At 52.1% G+C, this 22,032-nt stretch carries 20 protein-coding genes; 12 read left to right on the top strand and 8 right to left on the bottom strand.

Annotation, left to right across the window (positions count from 1 at the left end):
* Positions 1-143: 143 nt before the first annotated feature.
* Positions 144-1,352: an IS256 family transposase gene (locus tag NH461_RS25515; RefSeq protein WP_261600374.1), complete on the top strand. Its 1,209-nt coding sequence runs from the start codon at positions 144-146 to the stop codon at positions 1,350-1,352.
* Between the two features lie 134 nt (positions 1,353-1,486).
* Here NH461_RS25515 and NH461_RS25510 read toward each other — a convergent pair whose 3' ends face one another.
* The 6 genes from NH461_RS25510 to NH461_RS25485 form a co-directional block, all read right to left on the bottom strand.
* Complete coding sequence (locus NH461_RS25510; protein WP_261604648.1) at positions 1,487-2,551, bottom strand: DUF6765 family protein; 1,065 nt, start codon at positions 2,549-2,551, stop codon at positions 1,487-1,489.
* Positions 2,552-2,560: 9 nt separating this feature from the next.
* Positions 2,561-2,830: a hypothetical protein gene (locus tag NH461_RS25505; protein ID WP_261604647.1), complete on the bottom strand. Its 270-nt coding sequence runs from the start codon at positions 2,828-2,830 to the stop codon at positions 2,561-2,563.
* Positions 2,827-3,492: a hypothetical protein gene (locus NH461_RS25500; RefSeq protein ID WP_261604646.1), complete on the bottom strand. Its 666-nt coding sequence runs from the start codon at positions 3,490-3,492 to the stop codon at positions 2,827-2,829. Before NH461_RS25500 ends, NH461_RS25505 begins: the two co-directional genes overlap by 4 nt.
* A 969-nt stretch (positions 3,493-4,461) precedes the next feature.
* Entirely contained in the window at positions 4,462-5,703 is a 1,242-nt protein-coding gene (locus tag NH461_RS25495) for a YEATS-associated helix-containing protein (RefSeq protein ID WP_261604645.1), read from the bottom strand.
* Between the two features lie 55 nt (positions 5,704-5,758).
* Positions 5,759-6,298: a M15 family metallopeptidase gene (locus NH461_RS25490; protein WP_261604692.1), complete on the bottom strand. Its 540-nt coding sequence runs from the start codon at positions 6,296-6,298 to the stop codon at positions 5,759-5,761.
* A 171-nt stretch (positions 6,299-6,469) separates the two neighbouring features.
* Positions 6,470-7,066 carry a recombinase family protein gene (locus tag NH461_RS25485; protein WP_261604691.1) on the bottom strand — a complete coding sequence of 199 codons (597 nt, stop codon included), beginning with the start codon at positions 7,064-7,066 and terminating at the stop codon, positions 6,470-6,472.
* 469 nt (positions 7,067-7,535) lie between these two features.
* On the opposite strand from NH461_RS25485, the gene NH461_RS25480 reads away from it, so the two are divergent.
* The 5 genes from NH461_RS25480 (at position 7,536) to NH461_RS25460 (ending at position 12,843) form a co-directional block, all read left to right on the top strand.
* Entirely contained in the window at positions 7,536-8,228 is a 693-nt protein-coding gene (locus NH461_RS25480; RefSeq protein WP_261604690.1) for a hypothetical protein, read from the top strand.
* Positions 8,229-9,374: 1,146 nt separating this feature from the next.
* A complete protein-coding gene (locus tag NH461_RS25475; protein ID WP_261604689.1) occupies positions 9,375-10,097 on the top strand; it encodes a hypothetical protein in 723 nt (240 codons plus the stop codon).
* Between the two features lie 142 nt (positions 10,098-10,239).
* Positions 10,240-10,938 carry a hypothetical protein gene (locus NH461_RS25470; protein WP_261604693.1) on the top strand — a complete coding sequence of 233 codons (699 nt, stop codon included), beginning with the start codon at positions 10,240-10,242 and terminating at the stop codon, positions 10,936-10,938.
* Positions 10,935-11,453: a metal-dependent hydrolase gene (locus NH461_RS25465; RefSeq protein WP_261604688.1), complete on the top strand. Its 519-nt coding sequence runs from the start codon at positions 10,935-10,937 to the stop codon at positions 11,451-11,453. The genes NH461_RS25470 and NH461_RS25465 overlap by 4 nt, the downstream gene beginning before the upstream one ends.
* 196 nt (positions 11,454-11,649) lie before the next feature.
* Positions 11,650-12,843, top strand: a complete 1,194-nt coding sequence (locus tag NH461_RS25460) for a diaminopropionate ammonia-lyase (protein WP_261604687.1) — start codon at positions 11,650-11,652, stop codon at positions 12,841-12,843.
* Positions 12,844-12,959: 116 nt separating this feature from the next.
* On the opposite strand, the gene NH461_RS25455 is transcribed toward NH461_RS25460, so the two are convergent.
* Entirely contained in the window at positions 12,960-13,451 is a 492-nt protein-coding gene (locus tag NH461_RS25455; protein WP_261604686.1) for an Lrp/AsnC family transcriptional regulator, read from the bottom strand.
* Positions 13,452-13,782: 331 nt separating this feature from the next.
* Between NH461_RS25455 and NH461_RS25450 the strand changes: the two genes are divergently transcribed.
* From NH461_RS25450 to NH461_RS25425, 6 genes are all read left to right on the top strand, one after another.
* Positions 13,783-14,589, top strand: a complete 807-nt coding sequence (locus NH461_RS25450) for an Asp/Glu racemase (protein ID WP_261604685.1) — start codon at positions 13,783-13,785, stop codon at positions 14,587-14,589.
* Positions 14,590-14,615: 26 nt separating this feature from the next.
* A complete protein-coding gene (locus tag NH461_RS25445; protein ID WP_261604684.1) occupies positions 14,616-15,797 on the top strand; it encodes a M20 aminoacylase family protein in 1,182 nt (393 codons plus the stop codon).
* Positions 15,798-15,883: 86 nt separating this feature from the next.
* The gene (gene dctP / locus NH461_RS25440) at positions 15,884-16,921 is read left to right on the top strand and encodes a TRAP transporter substrate-binding protein DctP (RefSeq protein ID WP_261604683.1); all 1,038 of its coding nucleotides are present in this window, start codon (positions 15,884-15,886) and stop codon (positions 16,919-16,921) included.
* A 164-nt stretch (positions 16,922-17,085) separates the two neighbouring features.
* The gene (locus NH461_RS25435; protein WP_261604682.1) at positions 17,086-17,628 is read left to right on the top strand and encodes a TRAP transporter small permease; all 543 of its coding nucleotides are present in this window, start codon (positions 17,086-17,088) and stop codon (positions 17,626-17,628) included.
* Positions 17,625-18,965, top strand: a complete 1,341-nt coding sequence (locus NH461_RS25430) for a TRAP transporter large permease (protein ID WP_261604681.1) — start codon at positions 17,625-17,627, stop codon at positions 18,963-18,965. Before NH461_RS25435 ends, NH461_RS25430 begins: the two co-directional genes overlap by 4 nt.
* A gap of 78 nt (positions 18,966-19,043) precedes the next feature.
* The gene (locus NH461_RS25425; protein ID WP_261604680.1) at positions 19,044-20,219 is read left to right on the top strand and encodes a M24 family metallopeptidase; all 1,176 of its coding nucleotides are present in this window, start codon (positions 19,044-19,046) and stop codon (positions 20,217-20,219) included.
* Positions 20,220-20,491: 272 nt separating this feature from the next.
* Here the strand turns inward: NH461_RS25425 and NH461_RS25420 are convergent, their stop codons facing one another.
* The gene (locus NH461_RS25420) at positions 20,492-21,511 is read right to left on the bottom strand and encodes a hypothetical protein (RefSeq protein ID WP_261604679.1); all 1,020 of its coding nucleotides are present in this window, start codon (positions 21,509-21,511) and stop codon (positions 20,492-20,494) included.
* Positions 21,512-22,032 lie beyond the last annotated feature (521 nt).

Genomic DNA, 22,032 nt, shown 5'->3' with positions numbered 1-22,032 from the left:
GGCCGAACCACCAAGCTCAGGGAGGTATGTGAGATAAAGCAGGTTGCCCGCAGGGCGCTAGAGAAAGAGAGTATTTAAAACGGGGGTAGTGTTCAAAGTTTTGTGTCTTTTCCTACACTTACTGAAAAAGGGAGAGACACATCATGGCTGATAAATACGAAATCGATATCCAGGCCTTTGCTAAGGCACTCCAATCCGGTCAAAATCTCAATGGCAAGGATGGCCTGCTCACGCCGCTGATCAAGCAGATCACTGAAGCTGCTCTGGGGGCAGAGCTGGACGAACACCTGACTAAAGAGACCTCGACCAACCGCAGAAATGGCTCATCTAAAAAGACCGTCAAGACATCTTCTGGTGAGTTTGAGTTGGAAACACCGAGAGACCGAAACGGCTCATTCGAGCCGCAGACGGTCAGGAAATACCAGACCCGCCTGACAGACGAAATGGAAGGTAAGATCCTCTCCCTGTTCGCTCTGGGTAACAGCTATCAGAACATCCGAGAGCATCTCTTAGATCTATACGGCATGCGCATCTCAAATGGCACGATCAACGCCATCACCGACCGCCTAGTGCCTGAACTCAGAGCATGGCAGGAAAGGGATCTGGAGCCGCTTTATCCCTTCGTCTGGTTAGATGCAATTCACTATAAAATCAAGGAGAACGGTCGCTTCATCTCCAAAGCTGTATACACCATTTTGGGCCTGACCGTTGAGGGCAAGAAGGAGCTTCTGGGACTGTATCTGTCTGAAAATGAAGGTGCACATTACTGGCTCAGTGTATTGACCGACTTGCAGAACCGCGGCGTTAAAGACATTCTGATCGCCTCAGTTGATGGCCTGAAAGGCTTCCCTGAAGCAATCGAAACCATTTATCCCGAGACAGAGGTGCAGGTCTGTGTCATTCACCAGATCCGCAACTCCATGAAGTACGTCGCTAGCAAAAACCAGAAGGCCTTTATGGCCGATCTCAAGTGTGTCTACAAGGCTGCAACACAGAATGCTGCGGAGCAGGCGCTGGACGAGCTGGAAGCAAAATGGGGCAAGCAGTACCCGTTAGTCATCAAATCCTGGCGCAGCAAGTGGGACAATCTGTCGGTATACTTCAAGTATCCCGAGCAGATCCGGCGGGCCATCTACACTACCAATGCGGTTGAGGCGGTGCACCGGCAGTTCCGCAAGCTGACTAAAACCAAGGGCGGATTCGCCAACGAAACCAGCTTGCTGAAGCTGCTCTATGCGGGGATGTTGAAGGCCTCCGAAAAGTGGACGCATCCGGTTCAGAACTGGAACCTGACACTATCCCAGTTGAGCATCCACTTCCCGGACAGGGTCGATCAATATGTGGATCTGTGACTTACACTGACACAGAACTATGAACACCCTCAAAACGGGAGGCAAATGCCTCCCGCTCCTTGAACTCGCTCCCCTCTATCGAGTGACAAATTTTTACTGGCCGGATAACCAGAACCACTCACCCAACACTATGATTAAATCACCATCAAACCATGCGCTGGCAGTAACTCACGCAGTACATACCACCGATGATAAGAAGCGGCCTGGTAAAATTGATAAATCGGGTGTGACAGCGCTTGTTCACTCGATTGATATGCAAGCTCGTCAAAGCCATCATTCCAGTTCTGATAATCAGGTATCTCCTCAGCCTGATTCAAGAAATCCCCTAAAGCTACGGCTTGCTGCCAAGATCTGATTCGCGCCTCTTTTTTCCCTTGTACCTGCAGAATACTTCTGACTTTAGGTGCTAAAACTGACCAGGATTGAGCTTGACCAGGCTCACTCCAGTCCCTGTTTTCTTGAGCAACTTGAGTGAACAATTGATGGATTTTCTCTGCATATTCCAAGAAGGTTTCCGTGTTATCTCTCCACCCAGAATTACCATGAGATTCATACTCGAACCGCCAGCGGAGATAAGGACGGTCGGGAAACGTAACTACCCCGCCATGCCCTAAGGCTCCCGAACACTCTTCCGCCAGATGAGATTTAATATTGCGAACAATAGGATTGAAACGAGCAAAAAAAGAATTTTTCTTATCGACGATATATGCCTTTATCTCATCGTCGACTCCTTGAAACTCAAAAGAATCATTCACAACCCGATTCCAGCGCGAGCTGACGCCGGAGAATCCATAATGCGCAAACGTGTCAGCATAGACATGAGACATGATACCTAACAGCGGTAAAAAGTATGGCTTCCCGGTTTGAGTAAGGTGGTTATGACACATTTCCCGAGCAATCGAACTATCTTTACGGCAAACCAGCCGCTCAGTGAAAAGGCGACCTTCATTGCCAGGAAGAAAATGAAACGGAACCCAAACGTGACGCTGAGACTCTCTGTCAATGTTTTCAAAATCAGTTGTGTGGTGAGCCGTGGGCTCCACACGGCAACAAGAAGCGTCCTCCAATTCTATGCCTTGTTGTTGGGCATTATCGTCAACAAACTGCGCAGCTGTCGCTATTGTTCTGGCCGCCTCTCGTTTCAACCCTGCAGCACGAGCCAAGCAGTAGGTTCCATAGTAGTGCATGTCAATTTGCATAGTTCTCTCCTACTTCACAGCATCGACAATATCTTTTGCCAGCTGCCAAGCTTCCAATCCCAGGCTTTTTACCTCAGACTCAAATTTAGCTACATTCCAGTTATTCGCTGTTGCGGAGGAAATCACCTGAACTAGTTCCGGATATAGAGGATGATTCTGGAGGGACGGACTTAATTTTTTCAGGTCCAGGCTGGTATTCAATAGCAACTGTGCTTCACGATCCGAAAACTTCTCATTGGTTCGATTGACCGATTTTTTAATTCTATCTCGCATACTCATTTCAGCTTCTCCAACTTATCTTTAGTTTTGGAATCAAGCTTTCGGACCTCATCAAGGCCTTCGCTTGCTTTTACCGACAAATCACTGAGCTTCTGATTGATGTCACTTCGCAAGCCATCCCACCCAGCTTTTTCCAGTAACTCGTTCTGTACATCCTGAACTTCTCGAATACTATTCAAGTGAGCCGAAATCGTTTGATTGCCGAGGTGCAACAGGTCAAAGCTCCGTTCTATATCTTCAATCAAGCTAGACTCAGCTTCTTCTAATGGTTGTATTAATTCACGGCGCTTGCTTTCTATCGCTTCAACGGCAGCATGAGACCACTCAACGATACTACGCAATTGAGCACGGCGATTCGGAGACGGTGTGGTTATGAAATCACCTGATAGGTCATCATAAATTACCTCTCCTTTTGCCATCGGCACCAATTTCCCTTCTGTAATCCAATCTTCCAACATAGCCGGCACCCACTCATTATTGAGGTAATCTTCACGTTGTTTCTTTAAAACTGAGACGTGTTGCTTTACCAAAGTAATATAGGTTTTCTCAACCCCGACCAAATCCTTTTCCATCTGATAAGACAACTCAACGACTTCTTTCGGAACCGTCGCCGTACAAGCACTCAGCCCAAAACATAGAAGAGCTACCAGAACAAATTTCATATTACGCCTCCAAGCACGCTTATCAGATCGTGATTCACTGTAACCAAACGCATATATTTAAAAGGGAGGTAACTCAAAGTACAGTAAATTAGAGCGTTGCAAGGTGCCTTTATGAGAGATCACTCAAAGTTGCAGATTATGATTGCATGGACCCTTAAAGAGCAGCTACAACACCTCAGACGATAAACACTTACCACCACGACCAGCACACCCGCCCCGCGCTGATGCTGCGAACGCAGAACTTACCGCGACGACGGACATGAGCCAGGCACGGGCCTTTACCCCCACCATTTCGCGGGGCACCAGGGTGGGCGGGGGACGTGGTGGCACCGAGGCGCTTGCGCCAGGTGATTGGCCGGCACGGCCAACATGCCGGAACGACCCGCGATGACAGACGGCCCGGTGTATGCGAACGTGACCGCATGAAAACACGCCGTTTGTGTTTTGATGCGCCGAACAGCCCGGCCGGTGGCTTGCCCACGGGCCGATAAACATCGCCGGCTTGCCGGCAGCCTTACAGCCCGCCGTTCAGGGCTGCGCGATAATTTAACATAATGCTTTTATGCCTGAATTTGCCCAGCCGCCGACAGCTTGCCTGGCGCCAGCAGCGTAGCAAGTTCGCATAAATTTCATTATGTTACAATTTGAGCCATACCCCGAGCTCGGGGGTAGGGTTGGTAACAGAGCTTTTGAAGGCCCTGCAGTCGGCGGTTTTCAGCCCGGGTTTTGCGGCCATGACGTTGCCCTGGCGGTGTGATGCCTGTATGACGTGTGACCGCGAGGGCGATTGAGCGTGATGGCCGCAAAACATCAGAGGGCAAAAACGGGCGACGCTTTGCAGGGCGGCATTATCTTCAGGGAAGGGTTGTGCTCTTAAAACTACCTGAAAACAAGCAAGCAACAATAACGCGCAAAACCTGATTAGCTTTTTGACATAATCTCGATTCAGAAATGTCAGATTCATCATACTTATAATCGGGATGGTTTTGTGTACCGACTAAATGCTGCATTATATGCCACCGTTCTATCAAGGTATTCTTTAATTTCATTATCCTTAAATATAACCTTAATACTTTCTTCATCACCTATTATTGATATTGCATCATTTGTTAACTTTATGATTTCATTCTTATCCTTATTTAGATTTATCGCATAACAGATGATGTTCACATAAATACAAACAAAATCACTATTATCAATTTCAAAATCACCATCATTAATAGACTTCAACAGTTCATCCAAACATTCATATGCTCTAACAAGATATGATTCATCACGAGTAACAATACTTAACTGCCTATAACAGTTACCCTTTAAAATATAAGTATCAACGTTTGTCGGATCAAAATAAGTACTATCCAAAATATCTATAGCCTTCAGCAAGTACGACTTCATTTTAGACTTGGTTGAAGGTGGTAAATCATCTTTAACATCACAACTTAAATCACCACCACCTTTCAAATCCAAGTATCTTTTAAAAAGGTGGTACGCATTTAAATGAGCTACATATCGCTTATCTATTAATGATCTCTCCCTTGCACTTTCTAGTTCTTTTTCCGCCCTTGACAACTTACCCTCTAACTCATTGTTTTTTCTTTGAAAACCCTCAATCTCAGATTCTATTTTTTTGTTTTCGACGATTATTTTAGATTGCGAACTATTTAACTCTTTCATTTTCTCAAAAATTGTTTTATTTCCAATCTTCACAATAAAATTTTTAGAATATATTGCGGCAATCAAACATAGTCCAATCAAAGAAAAAGACTCAATCCATTTCATATCCACAATATGATTTAATGGTTCACCGGTATTATCAGAGTCCACAAATACATTTATACTACCTTGCGACAATAAACCTAAAAAAAGGGGAACTAAATTTGAAGAAATAACTCCGAGAAATATATATGGATTTATTTCATCCACTAAGTTAATCTCATCTGTAAAAATACCATCATTTGATTTTTCATCTAAACTACTTAACTCATAGTGCTTCCGATTTAAGTAGATTAATGAGTAGCCTCCTATCCCTCCCCATATACCACATGTTAAAGTTATGGTCAGAATTATGACAATTGACTTTACACCATTACCTTCATTATTAAGAAGGTGTTCATAATATACCCAATGAAAACCATACATTATTAACATTGAAATAAATACCCAAGACACCACACCTGATAGGCAATATTTCACTTCTGATTTATTAGACATATAACTAACCAACTCATAATATTTAATTGATTTTTAAAAGTCACCTGTTTATATTTCACGATTCAAATCTAAGTTTCATTTGATTATTTATTTCAGATAAACTATACACTCTCCTTGGGTTAGACTCATTTCTCATTTGTAAGTGAGGCCAATCTTTAAATGAACGCCAAAAACCACCGGAATTAATTCCTGCATCTCTCGCACGTGTTGCATAATTAACATATCCATTCATGCCATTTACTTTTTTCCTAGTTGACCATTCAGATTTACCATCAACGAGCCAAAAACAATCTATGGCCTCTCCCCATTGATGCCACGAAAAACCAGGAATAGCATTAGTGACATGCCGTCCAGATTGCGGCCCAACACTCTCAATACAGTGCGCAAGAAAATCTGCGCCTTGACTACGTAACTGATTTATCTTCGAATCAACTTGGAAGGTGCTGCGAGACTGACGCCATAGCTTAGCTTGATCAAATGGGCTACGTATTGTAAAGAATGGTCGCATTGGATAACCCGATAAATCGCAATCATCTAACAATGAAACTACTTTTTCTTTAAACTCAGGAACTAAGTCATTTATATCTCTTGACATATAAACACCAATAATTGAATACATAGAAATGATAAAAAACTCTAAGTATCGATGAATATAAATTAGTACACCAATGCCTGATTTTAAAACATTCCCACTCGATTAAATTATTAGTTTTAAGATTTAACTCTTCCCAATAAAACATATATTAATACTTTTGTGTTATAAAAATCATAACCCTCGCCGTTTCACATAGTCACTCAAGGTGCTCGGCGCGGCGTCAATCAGCCGCGCGGTTTCTCGGATCCCCAACCCCATTCCGAGATATTTCTCGATCTGCTCGCGCCTGGCATCAAGCTTGAGGGTTTTGGCTTCCCCTTTCGGCCGCCCCAATTGATAGCCGGCCGCTTTCCTGGCCGCTAAGGCCTCCTTGGTACGCATGCGGATAAACTCGCGTTCGATCTCGCCGGCTAGGCCGAGCATGGTGGCGATAATTTTCGATTGCAGCGAACCGTCGAGCTGCATGTTCTGCTTGGCAATATACACACGGAGCTGTTTCTCCATGCACAGCTCGAGGATTTCCAGTACCTGCAACGCCGAACGGGCCATCCGGGTCACTTCAGAAAACACGATGGTATCCCCTTCTGTCATGCCTTCGAGCAGCGCACCCAGCTTTCGCTGCCGCCACTTTTTGGCGCCGGACACCGAATCTTCAACAAATACCAAGTCAGCCAACCCGGTTTTGTTGGCATACTCCAGGATCCCGTGTTTCTGGTTCAGCACATCCTGGCTGTCAGTCGAGACCCGTAGATAAGCGTAATTGGCCATGTCACGCCCTTATCAGTCCAATAAATTGTTATACCGAGAGTGGCGGTTCAGAGATAAAGTGCAATGAAGGAGCAAGCAAGATCCGAGAGGGATCATATTTTGGCGGCGGCAACATCGTCATCGTAAGCATGGGAAAGCAGGCTGTATATCGATACTCAGCGCATGTTTTAAGAAGTTACAATCGTCAGTGATGAAATGACCAATCGCTAAATACAGCGATAGATCACACAATGCGCGTGGTAGAAATCCGGATGTGTCGTACGATTATCTATACAGACATGTTTTGACATCCAGGAGCCCTCATGCCCAAACAGCTATCACTCACGCTTTTAGCCGTTTTGCTGGCAATTCCGTTGATTTACTGGCTTCAGGATCTCACCCAAAGCGGTATCGTGTTGGTTGTCCTTGTGGTTTACGCCTGTATTCATTGTGCTGCGTTTCTGCTTGGGAGACTCAGAAGGAGACAACCATGAAAAAGATACTGCCCTTTCTTTTTATCCCGGCTCTATTTTCCTGTTCCGTCAATAAAATGACCCGTGAGCCTGCCAGTAGGATCTCAGGGTTTAACTTCAGCCAGACAAGCCAAGTAATGGCGACTTATGCCCTACTGCCACGAGGCACCAACCCCGAAGCCGGATATGCCGCTTACGGTTTTGTACTGTCGCCTTCCAGTGGTCAAGAAAGTCGGGATAAGCTGGCACAACTTTGTTATCGCATGACCGAAAACCTGAACCCCGATACAGACACGGATTTTCCTCTCCCCTCACGAGTTCCGACCTATTGGCTCGTGAGACAACAGACGGAAAGTCACTCCTTTTGCTCCACGGCAATCCCTGACTACGATTACGAAAGAGCACGAGATTTAACCTCTGCTGCCGGCCTCAAAGGAAGCGGCCCCTTCCTCGTTGCCTGGCAGATCCCTTTCAACTCGCAAAACCAGTTGGAGATTGATCTGGGCGCCCTCACGCCTGAGCAAATGGGTGATGTCGTTGAATGGTGGAAAGATAAAGTCGTGCAAAGCCCTTCAACCTGGCAAGAAGGATACAACTTTGAAATTCTGCGCTGGAAGCTGGTCGCCTTTATCAATACCCGCAGCGACGGAATATTGAAAGCATTCACATTCATTCAGGACGGACAATCCATTCAGTTGGCAGCCCGCTGAATCTATCGGAGATACACTGATAACCCACTTCATCACGAACTCGCCATGAAGACACAGACTTATTGATGTTTAACATGTGATTAAATAACCAAAGTTATAGTGCGCCAAAAGGATCTGATTGATCGACCCACTCTGAAAATAACAAACCCGTCATTTCATCCCCACCCGAGATCACCCGCGCGGTCGGGATTCAAAAAACTGTCACAATTCCAAGCTTGGTATGGTTGAGGGATCGAAAACCGGCCAGAGGAAAGCCTTACGACAGAACGCACTCAGGGACGAGCAGACACGGTGAGCTGTTGACGCAGCGGGCCGTGATCAAGAGATAAGAAATCAGACCTCTTCATTGTGCCGCTTTGCTGCGGTCGCATCAACTCGTCCGCTTTGAACTGACTCTCAGAATTTCAGGAAACCTGTTTTTCCTGGTCGTTGCGGGCAGACCAACGCCAGCGACTTTAAACAAGTGGGCGGCCTCCGGGTTCGGAGAAACCAACAAGCAGGTGACAGCAAGGTGTCCGTCTTGACGGGGACGCGTGCTCCTGTGTGGCGCAGTCACGGGAGCCGATAAGCAGGTACAGGCTGACGGGTGATAACCACAGCAGCCCGGCTGTCAGGTATGACTCAGGAATAACTTACGTAAGTTACATCACTTAAACAACTTGCGTAACATCCGAGCGCAAACCAGTCGGGAAACGGGAGAGAGTAACGCCTCGACCTGCAGCGGTGTTGGCGGACCGTGCGACTATGCCCAGCCCAAACTAATCTGTCGCAGAACAACCGCACCTGATAAAGCACCACGCTGAAAAGCCACACAAGGATCCTTGATGGGAAGGGGGTTGATGCCAACGCAATTGTCTGGCATCACCCAGCCCCCGTCATAGAACCCTGTTCGAGAAAAACGACCGGTATTCTCGAACACATCCCCCTGAGCGATGCCCTATTCCCTCAAAGCAAAACATTTACCCCTATGTGCTGCGCAAAATTTTTTCGCGCTGTACGGAAATAACAGCGGTTGTTCGTACACCTCCCGGCGACCGACAACATAATTACACCGTCACTTGAAGTCACCCGAAAGCTGCAACCCCCGATATGATCCCTTGGCGAAATTTTGCTAATTCTGCTGGCAATACCCCGCAGGAATAAGCAATGCGATTTCTCAAACTCCGGACCGATCACAACCGTACCCGCCGGGACGGCAGCCGCTACGTCACCCCGCTGATCGTGGATGCGCCGCGCCGGTATGCGCCCAGCCACAGCCGCAAAGAAACCAGCCTGCGCCGGACCCGGTGCCAGCTGATCACCGGTGCCCATGACGCCGGCAAAAGCCGCTGGCTCACCCGCCTGCGCGACAACCGCCACGAGATCTGGGGGCGGCAACCGCAGCCGGTGCTGCTCGAGGGGCTGATGCCGCTCTCGAGCTGGGTCGAAATCAAGGGCATCGAAGCCTGGTATGCGACCTTTACCGAAGAAGCTGAAACTCAGACGCCCTGGGCCCGGCTCAACCTGCAGCAGAAAGCCGACTTGCTGGCTGACTACCTGCTCGACACCCAGGCGCTGCTGTTTATCGACGATGCCCACAAGCTCACCGGCCGCAAGGCCCAGATCGCCCGCAAGTGCATGCTCTCGGCCAAATTGTGGCTGATTTCTGCCAGCGAGGAAGGCAGACTACCGCCCTCCATCCGGCCGATCATCGAACGGCGCGATCCGCAACGGACCAACCTCGAGAGCGATGTCAGCTACGACACCACCCGGGCGCTGATCTGGTTCCTGGTCGCAATGTGCATTATTTCCGGCGCCTGGGAAGCCGGCGCGGTGATCGGCGGCCTGCAGATGCTCGGCACCGGGAGGCGTTCGACCCGTGCCGAATAACCACCCGACTCCGCCTCACCCGATCATCCGGGCACTTGCCGTACTGGCTGTCCTGCTTCCCATTACAGCCCAGGCCGCCGAACCTCAGAACCCGGACCGTCCGGCAGCCACGCCACAAACACAAAATCCAAAAGGATGGGGGATCAGCCTGCCCTGGCAGCAGCCCGAAGAAACGCCGCCGGATATCCGCCCGTTCGAGCTGCCGACCCTCAAAGGCACCCCGCCCAACTTCCACACCCCGATCCCGGCGCTCAAGAGCGCGCCGGTGATTGACCCCGATGCCATCTTTACCGTCATCAACCGCTGCTATCCGGAGAAGAGCAAGTTCAACATCGATCTGAAAATCGTCGCCGGGGTCCGCTCCAACGTCGACCAGTACGACCGCAGCGACTGGCCGGAGATCACCGATCACTACATCGGCCTGGTCGGCGAGATGCCGCTTTACTCCAGCACAGAGCAGTCGCGGGAGCGGGAATGGGAGCACAAACGCCGGATCAGCGTAGCCCAGAGCGTCGCCCGTTTTGCCGAAGCCCTGGCGAACCGCAACCATGCCTACCGGGAGATCGGCCTGTACCTGGCACTGGAAGCCCGGTCCCAGGCCCGGGTCAAGCAGGGGATCGCCAACGTCACCGAGCAGGTCAGCTACCTGGAGAAAGTCGCCGCCGCCCAGCGTGATATCCTCAAGTTCGAGGCGCAAATCGTTGAGCAGCGCCTGGCGCTGAGCTCGATGTGCGACAACCAGCGTATCGACCAGGTCAACCGGTACCTGCAGCGCCTGGCTTACCTGCCGCCGCCCTCACCTCCCGAACAGACCCCGCAACCAACGGAGGCCCGGCCGTGAAGTGGTTCAACCATACCCTGATCGCCGGCGCGGCCTGCGCGGTGATCTCCCCGCCCCATGTTGCCGCCTGCGTGGCCGGCGCGACCGCCCCGGACTGGATGGAATACCTGGCCAAAGCCGGCGGGCGCCACATCAAGCACCGCGGGCCGACCCACATTTTTACCCACTGGCTGATCGCCGCGCTGGCCTTCACCTTTGTCTGGGATTACCACGGCCTGCTGACCGCGTTCGCCTGGGGCGGGGTGAGCCATATCCTCACCGATGCGATGACCGTAAGCGGGGTGCCCTTCTCCCCCTACAGCGACCGGCGATTTCATCTGTTCGGCGGCCGCTTTCGCACCGGCGATCCCATCGAGTACGCGATTGCTGCCCTGGTGGTGATCGCCTGCATTGGCCTGAGTCACCTCACCGGCGGCAGCGGGTTTGCGCCGTTCTTCTACGACTGGGGGGGGCTGTACCAGGAAGGGCTGATTGACGGCGCGGAATGGAAGGCGAACCGCTTCCGGTTGATTTAAAGCACACCCTTCAGCGCAGGGGTGAGGAATATCCGCATTCTGCTACCAAATTGCGCAATATCTCCGCCCCATGAGGCTCCAGAAGACACATCTTCTGCAACCATCCTCGATAAACTGAAACTATCTCAAGCCAGAAGGCATGCCTGACCGAAAAACCAATTGCAGGCCATCTCAACCAGACGAAAGGAGCGCCATTATGCAAATCGTGCATGGCACACTGACACATTTTGCCAACCCCGGAGCACACCCGAATAACGTTTATTCCCCTGAGCAACAAGCGGTATTAAGTGTGGCCAGCGCAGCGCAAGCCATTGAGGAGATCCAACGCTGGCCGGGTTACGCGGTGACCCCATTGCATTCATTGTCCCATTTATCTCAAGCCGCAGGGATCGACCGCCTGTGGTACAAAGATGAGTCGCAGCGGTTTGGTCTCAAAAGCTTCAAGGCTCTGGGCGGGGCTTATGCCGTCGCACGGCAACTCCAGGCGGTTCTCAAAGCGCGCTACGGCAAACAACCGACCATTACCGAGTTGTTGAAGGGCCAGTGGCAGTCTGAAGCCGCAGAGGTCGTGGTCAGCTGCGCCACAGACGGCAATCACGGCCGCTCTGTTGCCTGGGGGGCACAGCTGTTCGGCTGCGGCTGTGTGATCTATATTCACCGGGATGTTTCGGAAGGGCGCAAACGGGCCATGGAGCAATACGGCGCAGAGGTGATCCGGATCAGCGGCAACTATGATGAATCGGTTCGCCTCGCCGATGAAGAAGCCAGAAAACACAACCGGGTGATCGTCTCTGATACTTCTTATGAAGGCTATATGGAGATCCCCAAAGACGTTGCCCTCGGCTATACCGTGATGCTTGGCGAAATCGTCGACCAGCTGGCCGGAGCGATCCCGACCCATGTGTTTATCCAGGGCGGTGTCGGGGGGCTGGCCTCGGCGGTGTGTGGCTATTTCTGGGATCTGTGGGGAAAAAAACGCCCGCGCTTGATCATTGTCGAGCCGGAGCAGGCCAATTGCCTGCAGCAAAGTGCCCGCGCAGGCAAACCCGTCGTGGTTGACGGCGATCTCGAAACCTTAATGGCCGGGCTGGCTTGCGGCGAAGTCTCGGCACTGGCCTGGACCATCCTTGCCAACGGTGCCGATGATTTCCTGACACTCAGCGAAGCGGCCATCGGCCAAACCATGCGCCTGCTGGCCTCCGGGTATCACGGCGATCCGGCAATTGAGGCCGGGGAATCCGCTGTGCCGGGTCTGGCTGCCGCGCTCATCGCCCGCGAGAGCAATCAGTTCGCTCAGGCGCTCGGCCTGGATGAATCCAGCCGCGTGCTGGTGATCGGAACGGAAGGGGCGACGGACCCGGCGTTGTATCAGCAACTGATCAGCCAGTAAGCCGCTCCGAATCGACAGAGAGCACGGGGGTCGTGCTCTCTTCACCTCGATTCGCTTCTCTTCAATGCAGCGGCGTGGCAGAACACCACACTGAACTGCATCGAAACAAACCGCAATTAATCACCCTCTTCATCAATCGGGATGGTCAGCCCGACCTTAACCGGATCCATCACCACATTGGTCTGAAAACTCTTGATATTGGCATTGTCAAAAAATGCTTCCCGCGTGAACTTATCATACCCCGCCATATCTGCCGCGGTGACAATCAGGATGAAGTCTGAACTGCCGGTTACGTAATAGCATTGCTGGACCGAGCGGTTCGCCGTCATCTCTTTTTTGAAGTTATGCATCAGATCGACCCGCTCACGTTCAAGCGTTACCTGAACGACAAAGGTCATCGCCTGCCCGACTGATTTGGGATTCACGACCGAGATATCGGCCTGGATGACCTGTTTCTCCCGCATGCGCTTGAGCCGCCGCTGAACCGCAGCCGGCGACAATCCCACACTTTCAGCAATTTGTTCTGAAGTGATGCGGTTAGACAACTGGACAAGATCAAGAATTTTACGGTCGAAGCTATCGACCACGGGTGGAGAAGCGTGCGCCATTTCTGTCAGGATCCTTTGAGCATAAATGTAGTATTGAACGGCGCCAAAGCCCTGGGCACCTGAAGTGCCGGGGATCAGCTTACCGCCTGTTTCCTTGCCAATCTCACGCACTATATCGCAGAAAAACGCGGATTATCATCATTATTCAAAATGTTTTTGAGGAATTCCCTCAATCCAGTCAAGGCATCATGACCTTGTAAACGAAATGTAAAACTTCGTTTCGACACCTTATCGATAGAAGGGTCATCGCGTCAACACGCCAGACAAATGCGTTCAGTCGCGGGCCTTCCGTCACCGGAAAATGTTGTGTTGCTAACCTCACGGGGTGCCTATGAGAAATGAACGGATCGAACCACACTTTGCGTTAGAGCACCTGGCCCCGGCCGGACGCATTGGGGTGATCACCCTGGCGACAGATTTTAATATCGAGCAGGATTTACGCCGGCTGTATCCCGAAACGGTACACATGTTTACCAGCCGCGTTCGCAATGTAAATCCCCTGACGATTGAAAACCTGCGCACCATGGCACCCGGCATCACCGCCGCGGCCGACGCGATCCTGCCGGGCACCCGGCTGGATGCCATGATCTATGCCTGTACCTCGGGCACCATTGCGATCGGGCAAGCCAATATCGCAGCGCGCATCCATCAGGCCTGTCCGGGAACGGCGGTCACGGATCCGGTCACCGCGGTCTTTGCCGCGCTAGCCACACTGCGGGTCAAGCGCCTGTCCATCCTGACCCCTTATACCGACACCGTGAATCACGATGTTGCGGCGTATTTTCATCAGCAGGGGTATGAGGTGACGAACATTGCCGGGTTCGGTTTTGAAGACGACACGGCCATGACCTTTATCGATCCGCGCGACATCAAACGGGCCGCCCTGCGCATCTGTGATCCGAACGCCGATGCCCTGTTCATCTCCTGCACCGCCCTGAGGGCAACCCCGGTGATCGCCCAGATTGAAGCCGCCCTCGGTAAACCCGTGCTCAGCAGCAACCAGGTTCTGGCCTGGCATTCATTAAAACTGGTCGGATACGCCGAGCCGATCCACGGCTTCGGGTCGCTGATGGAAAGGCACCTGGGCGCACCGGCTGAAACGCAGCCATCGTGCGAACACCTAAGCGACGCCCAATAAATCTCTTACCAGACGGAGCTCAGAATATGTTGTTACTCCCTCCACAACTCATCACTGACATGACGGCCTGGCGCCAGCACCTGCACCGCTTTCCCGAATGCGGGTTTGATGTCCATCTGACGGCTGACTTTATCGCGGAGAAACTCCACAGCTTCGGCATTGAAGTGGTCCGCGGGATCGGGCAAAGCGGGCTGGTCGGGATCCTGCGCCAGGGGAGCAGTTCGGCCAGCATCGGTCTGCGGGCGGATATAGATGCCCTGCATATCCGGGAGCAAAATACGTTCTCCCACTGCTCGCAACACGACGGCAAAATGCATGCCTGCGGACACGACGGGCACGCTGCGATGTTGCTGGGTGCCGCTTGTTATCTGGCACAACACCCGACCTTCGACGGCACGATTTATTTTATCTTCCAGCCCGATGAGGAGCATGGCTGCGGGGCCCAGGCGATGATTGACGACGGGCTGTTTGAGCGCTTCGAGATTGACGAAGTGTACGGCATCCATAATTTCCCCGGCCTTGCCGAAGGCGAACTCATGGTCCGCCCGGGCTCCCTCATGGCCAGCGAAAGCAGTTTTGAAATCACCATCACCGGCGTCGGCGGACATGCCGCGCTGCCGCATCAGGGCATTGATCCGCTCGTGGTCGGCGCCCAGGTTGTACTGGGGCTGCAGACCATTGTCTCGCGCAACCTCAGTGCGATTCATGAGACGGCGGTCGTCTCTGCGACTGAATTTATCACCGACGGCACCGTGAATGTGATCCCTTCGACCGTCACCATCAAAGGTGACTGCCGCTGCTTTACCGAAAGCGCCCTGGCCCGGATTGAGCAGAGCATGGCCCGGATCGTGGCCGGGATTTGCCAGGCCGCGGGGGCCGAATACCAGTTCAGCTTTACCAATACCTTTTATCCCACAGTCAACAGCCCGGCGCAGACCCGGTACGCCGTTGAAGCGGCCCGGCAGGTTCTGGGGGAAGATCGGGTACATGCCGATTGCGATCCCCTGACCATCTCCGAAGACTTCTCCAGCATGCTGCGGGTCAAACCGGGCTGCTATGTGCTGCTCGGCAATGGCACGGAGTCCGTGGGCGGCTGCGCCCTGCACAACCCCCGCTATGACTTTAACGACCGCATTCTGGAATTCGGCGCACGGTACTGGATCCAGCTGGTGACCAACCGCCTGAGCCCGATAACCGGTAACCGGTAAACACCACTTTCACCACCGCAGCCGGCACAGCGCATTTGCCTGTCACCGGCTGCCCCATGGCAAGCGACCCAAAAAGGAAGAACAGGATGAAACGCTCTCTCGTTGCACTACTCAGTTTAGGGATGATGTTCAGCGCACAGGCTGAAACGTGGAAGTTCGCTTCGGAAGAAGATAAGAACGATGTTCAGGATGTCTACGCCAAGGCATTTGCCGACACCATCAAACAAGAATCCGATGGTGATATCCGGGTCCGTATTTACTACTACGGCCAGTTAGGGACGGAAAATGATATCGTCGAGCTTGCGGCCAAAGGGACCATCCAGTTTGTCTCGGTCGGCGCCGGTCATCTGGGCTCTTACGTCCCGGAAGTTCAGGCCGTCAGCCTGCCCTATGTGCTGGGCACTAACGAAGCACTCACGCACAAGGTCCTGACCCAGAGCCCGACGATCTACAACCACTTGGCACCGAAGTTTGAAAAGTCCAACCTCAAACTGCTGTCGATGATGTCGGAAGGCGAAATGGTCTGGGGCGGCAACAAGCCGATCCGCTCTCCGGAAGACTTCGCGAACCAGAAAATCCGCACCTTTACCTCGACCATTCCGGTCGAAACCTATAAGGCTTTCGGGGCAACCCCGACCCCGCTCTCCTGGGGGGAAGTGTACGGCTCGCTGCAATTAAAAACCATCGACAGCATGGTGAACCCGATTTACTTCATCTACAACGCCAAGTGGCATGAAGTGCAAGATTACCTCATGTTCCCGGGCCAGCAGTCCTATATCAGCACCGTCTCAACCAACAACCAATGGTTCCACAACCTCTCTGCCGACAAGCAGGCCATGATCAAAAAAGCCATCAAAGCAGCCGATCAGGCCGCCTATGCATACCAGCTGCGGATCAACAAAGAGCACCTCGAGAACATTCTGAAAGAGCGTCCGGACATGCAGATCATTACGCTGACCGAGAGCGAACGCGAGCGCTTCAAGACCCTCAGTCAGCAACTGTTTACCACCTATTATGACGTGGTCGAAAACGCCTATCCGGACGCAGAGAAAGCCGCAGCGCGTCAGGAAGCCGAGGCCATCCTCACCGGCCTGCTCAATGATGTCAAAGTGGCGGCTCGCTGACCAAGGGCCTGCTGAATACGATGTCCCCTCGCGGCCGGCGCCTACCGGGCTGGCCGCGATTCAGACCTTTCCCGTCACTGACGTCCTGCATCAGCAGTCTTGACCAGATCGTGGATATCAAAGCCGAGTCAATCCGGGCCAAAGCGAACAAGGAGCGTATCGATATGAAAGGAATACTCCATCAGATCAGCCAGGTGACAGAAACGCTGGAGCGTGTGCTGATCACCAGTTTTATTCTCATCATGATGATGAACTCAACGGCCAACGCCATCGGCCGTTATGCCTTTAACCAGAGTCTCTTTTTTGCCGAAGAGCTGAACCAGTTTTTAATCGTTGCTGTGACCTTTATCGGGTTTGCCTATGCCGTCCGCAAAGGCCGCAATATCCGCATGACCGCCGTGTATGACGCCCTCGACCCACGGGCCCAGAAACACCTGACCACGCTGATCGCCCTGATCACCTCACTGCTGATGTTTTACCTGGCCTACCAGTCCTTGCTCTATGTCGCTGAGCTGAAAACAATGAACCGCCTCAGCCCGGCGCTGCAACTGCCGGTCTTCTGGGTTTACGCCATCATCCCGGTCGGGTTCGCCATTGCAGGGCTGCAATACCTGATGAGCCTGGCGATGAACCTCATCCACGATGATATTTATCTCTCGTTCGACATGATCGAAAATAAACAGGAACAGGCGAGGGAATACTCATGAGCAGTATCACGCAGTTTTTATCCGATGTGATCGCCGGCGAGCCTGACATTTACGTGATCACCTTCACTCTGGTGGTCGTCATGGTCGTCTTCCTATTCCTCAGCTTCCCGATGATTGTGCCGCTGGCAATCGGGGCGCTGATTGGGCTGATACATTTCTCGCAGGTTGATCCCCAGGTCCTGATCCAGCAAATGGTCACCGGGATCTCGCCGAATGCACTGATCGCGGTCCCCATGTTTATCCTCGCCGCAGACATCATGACCCGCGGCCATACGGCACATAACTTACTGGGGCTGATCCAGGCCTTTGTCGGCCATTTACACGGCGGGCTGCCGATCACCACCTGCATCAGCTGTACCCTCTTTGGCTCGGTGTCCGGCTCCACCCAGGCCACCGTAGTGTCGGTGGGGCAAATCATGCGCCCGAAGTTGCTGCAGGCCGGCTATAAAGACAGCTTTGTCATGGCGCTCATCATCAATGCCAGTGATATTGCTTTTTTGATCCCGCCGAGCATCGGCCTGATCCTGTACGGGACCCTGGCCAACGCCAGCGTGGGCGAACTGTTCATTGCCGGGATCGGCCCCGGGTTAGTGCTGGCGCTGCTGTTTTCACTCTTCAGTTACGGCTACAGCGTGAAGCACAGCGACAGCCTGAGCCTGGTCGAAAAAGCCTGTACGGCCGAAAAGATAGCGGCCATCAAGAAAGCCATGCTGCCGATGGGATTTCCGGCCCTGATCATCGGCGGGATTTACTCCGGCATCGTGACACCGACCGAAGCGGCCTCCTTCGCCGTGCTCTACGCCATCATTATTGAATCGGTGATTTACCACAAACTAACGCTCAGCGATATCTGCGATGCCGCGCTCAATACCGGCTTGATCACCGCCGTCGTCTTTGTGCTGGTTGGGGTCGGCCAGGCTTTTTCCTGGTACATCTCGTTTGAGCAGATCCCGCAAGCGCTGTTGGCACCGCTCAACCTGGAACACGCCTCCCCTGAATATATTTTGTTTGTCATCGCGGTAGCATTTTTCGTCGGCTGCATGTTCGTTGACTCCCTGGTCGTGCTGCTGATCTTAACCCCTATTTTCATGCCCATCATTGAGGCCGCAGGACTGGATCCGGTCCTGGTCGGGGTTATGGTCACCCTGCAGATGGCCATTGGCTCTGCCACCCCGCCGTTCGGCTGTGACATTTTCACCGCCATCGCCATCTTTGAAAAACCATACATGGAAGTGATCAAGGGCACGCTCCCCTTCTTCCTGATCTTGCTCCTGATGTCAGCGCTGCTGATTTATTTTCCGGGTATCGCCCTGATGCCGCGAGATCTCTTGTTCTAACCCCACAGACAGGCGCAGCGGGAAGAGAAAATCTCATCCTCTGCCCGTTGCGCCGGCATGTTCGTAAGGATAAATATCATGCACACCCTGATCGCCCCCCAACGGGGTTTTGAATTTGCAGAATTTGAGCAACGCACCAACCAGCTCCAGGCGCAGATGCACGCGCAGCGGCTTGATGCCGTCTTCTTTACCACCGAGCCGGAGTTCCGCTATTTCAGCGGCTTCAAAAGCCAGTTTTGGGAAAGCCCGACCCGGCCCTGGTTTTTAGTGGTCCCCGCGGCCGGAAAAACCATTGCCGTGGTCCCGGAAATCGGCGTCGCAGGATTTGAGCAGACCTGGCTCGAAGATGTCCGGAGCTGGCCTTCCCCGCGACCGGAAGATGACGGTATCTCGCTGCTGGCAGCCACCTTAAAATCTCTGGCCGGGCGGCACCACCGCATCGGCGCCATGCTCGGGCCGGAAACGCACCTGCGGATGCCTGCCGCCAACTACGCGGCGCTGCAACAGCAGCTGAGTCAGCATCAGATGGTCGATGTGTCCTCAGCCGTGCGCCGCATCCGCAGCATCAAATCCCGCGCGGAAATCGAGAAGATCCGCTTTGCCTGCCAGGTTACCGCCGCCGGGTTTGACTATTTGCGCCGTCACCTCAGCGCCGGGATGACAGAGCGTGACGCATGTAAAGCCATGCACCTGGAAATGCTGCGCCTGGGTGCCGATGCCTGCCCGTACCTGATCTCCGCCTCCGGCCAGGGAGGCTATGACAACATCATCATGGGGCCCACGGATCGGGTCCTGGATGAGGGTGATGTCCTGATCATCGATACCGGGGCCACCTTCGACGGCTACTTCAGCGACTTTGACCGCAACTACGGCTTCGGCCGCATGCCCGCCGAAACCTTACGTGCCTACGACGCAGTCTATGAAGCCACCGAGGCCGGGCTGCATCTTGCCGCGCCCGGCGTGACCACCGGGGAGCTCTGGCAGGCCATGTGGGCCGTGCTGGAAAAATCAGGGGCTCTGGGTAATGACGTCGGACGCATGGGGCACGGACTGGGGATGCAGCTGACCGAATGGCCCTCGCATGTCCCGCAGGGCAATGTGGAGCTGAAGCCGGGCATGGTGATCACCCTGGAGCCGGGCATGGCATTTGCCCCGGGCCGGATGATGGTACATGAAGAAAATATCGTCATCACCGCATCCGGCTGCGAACTGCTGCACGAGCGCACCTGGCGCGACATGCCGGTGATCGCGTAGCGAGGTTACCATGGACACAGGGGCGCATCGGTGTCACCGCAGCGCCCCTGTCGAACACGTGAAACAGCCCTGAAACCGATGGGAATTTCAGGCTGAAATTATCACACAAAGGCAATTTATATCAATAAGTTATACGTAAATCCGGCGTGGGTAATGTCAAGGGATTTAGGGAAGAGAGGGGAAGTGTTGGAGAGCCACGAATCATTACCATGATCATTTAAACGACCACATAGCGTGGTCGTTATACTTAATCGCAGAGAAGAGAATGTAGATTAATCGTTTTTCTCAACAGTCCAAATTTCAGAGTTGCCGCCATCTACAGAGACTACCCAGTATGTGTCACTGATACCAACTGGTTTGACAACAATCGGTGTTGATGCACCGACATCAATACGTAAGTCACCTTTGTCACCCATACCGCTACCGTCCACACCAAGTATCCCCCAGTCATAGCTACTACCATTATTAACTGTCAGGTGACCATTGAAAGCAAAAGTGTAGCCTGTGGTATAACTCTCAGCAAAAGCGTAGGTATCTTTTCCGTTCGTGAGGATTGTCTTGCCTGCGACATCCTCGACCGTGAATGCGCTTGACTCAACCAATTTCCCTAGTGTGCTGCTTAGCTCTGACTTGACGGTACTTTCATCAAGAAAGCCAGGTTGTACAAAATTAAGGTTACTATTGGTGTTAGCCAAAACGATGTTGTTATAAAGTGCGGTGTCTAAAACAGTTGAAGCGGCTGTGCCAGGAGACTCGATTAAATCTTGTATAGTTTTCCGAAGGTCGACACCGTTGCTGTTAAACAGCAAACCTGTTAAATCAATTCTCTCGGAATCACTGCTTCGGTTTATGGTTTTCAGGATTGTGGCGACAGTTATAGGGTCGACACTAACAGTGTTTGTTGATGAAACTTGAAGATGGTATGGCGTTGTATGAGATAGTGGTGTTTCTACCATACCAATCATGATCGCTTGATCAGTTAGCGTAGGTTCATTATTTTCGTCACACTTACCGATATAGAACTCTACTGATTCATCAGGCATCGCTTTGTAATGCCCATCTTCGTCGGTACAGCCCGATTGCGTTGCGGACGCATAATAAAGCCCTTTTACAGGCTCATCTATAAATGTATATGTAGTCGGTGCGGCATTATTCGTGCCTGTGTTAGTGCCTGTGTTAGTGCCTGCCTCAGTACCTGTGTTTGTGGCGACGTCATTACTACCGCTGCTTCCATTACACCCCATTAAAAGCGCTACCGATAGAAAAGAGAAAGCAATTCCAGATTTATTCATTAACGGTTTCCATCCAACTGTTTGTATTTGCTGCAATTGTGCCTTTTTCGACAATATAAATATGTTAAATAAGTTGAGTTTGTCATAAATTGCATTGCGCTTGACTGCATTTACTACCTACATCACATTAAATGTTTGTTGTTTTTAGCTTATTGGCCGTGAGATTCAGGGCAAAGTCTGATGCAACTTTTCTATGTTGAAAATAGGAAATGCTTTACCTTGACCCATACACTCTTTCATCCGAACCTTACCAGTTAGATCAAAAGATCGAACTGGCTTCTGTCCAAAGCTATCCCCAGCCCCCAAAAACTGGCGATTTCACCCTGAAACAGCCAATTTAAACCATTAAAATTCAACAATTTAGCCATGAAATCGGCATGGTGAATTTCAGCCCAGCCGCTGCGCCCGCTTTACCATGCCGGAGAAAATAACTTCACTGATCTCGGCCGGGAAAACGGACAGGGTCAGTCCCTTTGTCCTCCCGGTAACGGCGCTGCCCTCGACACAATATGACTTGATCT

It is taken from the genome of Photobacterium sp. TY1-4, from assembly GCF_025398175.1.
GTDB lineage: Bacteria > Pseudomonadota > Gammaproteobacteria > Enterobacterales > Vibrionaceae > Photobacterium.
The sequence above is the reverse complement of the archived record's forward strand: the minus strand, read 5'-3'. Positions and strand labels throughout refer to the sequence as shown.

Excerpts from the sequence above, each read along its gene's own strand:
- dctP (WP_261604683.1), top strand. The coding sequence starts at position 15,884 with ATGAAACGCTCTCTCGTTGCACTACTCAGTTTAGGGATGATGTTCAGC.
- NH461_RS25480 (WP_261604690.1), top strand. The coding sequence starts at position 7,536 with ATGAAAAAGATACTGCCCTTTCTTTTTATCCCGGCTCTATTTTCCTGT.
- NH461_RS25500 (WP_261604646.1), bottom strand. The coding sequence starts at position 3,492 with ATGAAATTTGTTCTGGTAGCTCTTCTATGTTTTGGGCTGAGTGCTTGT.
- NH461_RS25450 (WP_261604685.1), top strand. The coding sequence starts at position 13,783 with ATGAGAAATGAACGGATCGAACCACACTTTGCGTTAGAGCACCTGGCC.
- NH461_RS25430 (WP_261604681.1), top strand. The coding sequence starts at position 17,625 with ATGAGCAGTATCACGCAGTTTTTATCCGATGTGATCGCCGGCGAGCCT.
- NH461_RS25515 (WP_261600374.1), top strand. The coding sequence starts at position 144 with ATGGCTGATAAATACGAAATCGATATCCAGGCCTTTGCTAAGGCACTC.
- NH461_RS25455 (WP_261604686.1), bottom strand. The coding sequence starts at position 13,451 with ATGGCGCACGCTTCTCCACCCGTGGTCGATAGCTTCGACCGTAAAATT.
- NH461_RS25435 (WP_261604682.1), top strand. The coding sequence starts at position 17,086 with ATGAAAGGAATACTCCATCAGATCAGCCAGGTGACAGAAACGCTGGAG.
- NH461_RS25460 (WP_261604687.1), top strand. The coding sequence starts at position 11,650 with ATGCAAATCGTGCATGGCACACTGACACATTTTGCCAACCCCGGAGCA.
- NH461_RS25475 (WP_261604689.1), top strand. The coding sequence starts at position 9,375 with ATGCGATTTCTCAAACTCCGGACCGATCACAACCGTACCCGCCGGGAC.
- NH461_RS25425 (WP_261604680.1), top strand. The coding sequence starts at position 19,044 with ATGCACACCCTGATCGCCCCCCAACGGGGTTTTGAATTTGCAGAATTT.
- NH461_RS25485 (WP_261604691.1), bottom strand. The coding sequence starts at position 7,066 with ATGGCCAATTACGCTTATCTACGGGTCTCGACTGACAGCCAGGATGTG.
- NH461_RS25510 (WP_261604648.1), bottom strand. The coding sequence starts at position 2,551 with ATGCAAATTGACATGCACTACTATGGAACCTACTGCTTGGCTCGTGCT.
- NH461_RS25490 (WP_261604692.1), bottom strand. The coding sequence starts at position 6,298 with ATGTCAAGAGATATAAATGACTTAGTTCCTGAGTTTAAAGAAAAAGTA.
- NH461_RS25495 (WP_261604645.1), bottom strand. The coding sequence starts at position 5,703 with ATGTCTAATAAATCAGAAGTGAAATATTGCCTATCAGGTGTGGTGTCT.
- NH461_RS25505 (WP_261604647.1), bottom strand. The coding sequence starts at position 2,830 with ATGAGTATGCGAGATAGAATTAAAAAATCGGTCAATCGAACCAATGAG.
- NH461_RS25445 (WP_261604684.1), top strand. The coding sequence starts at position 14,616 with ATGTTGTTACTCCCTCCACAACTCATCACTGACATGACGGCCTGGCGC.
- NH461_RS25420 (WP_261604679.1), bottom strand. The coding sequence starts at position 21,511 with ATGAATAAATCTGGAATTGCTTTCTCTTTTCTATCGGTAGCGCTTTTA.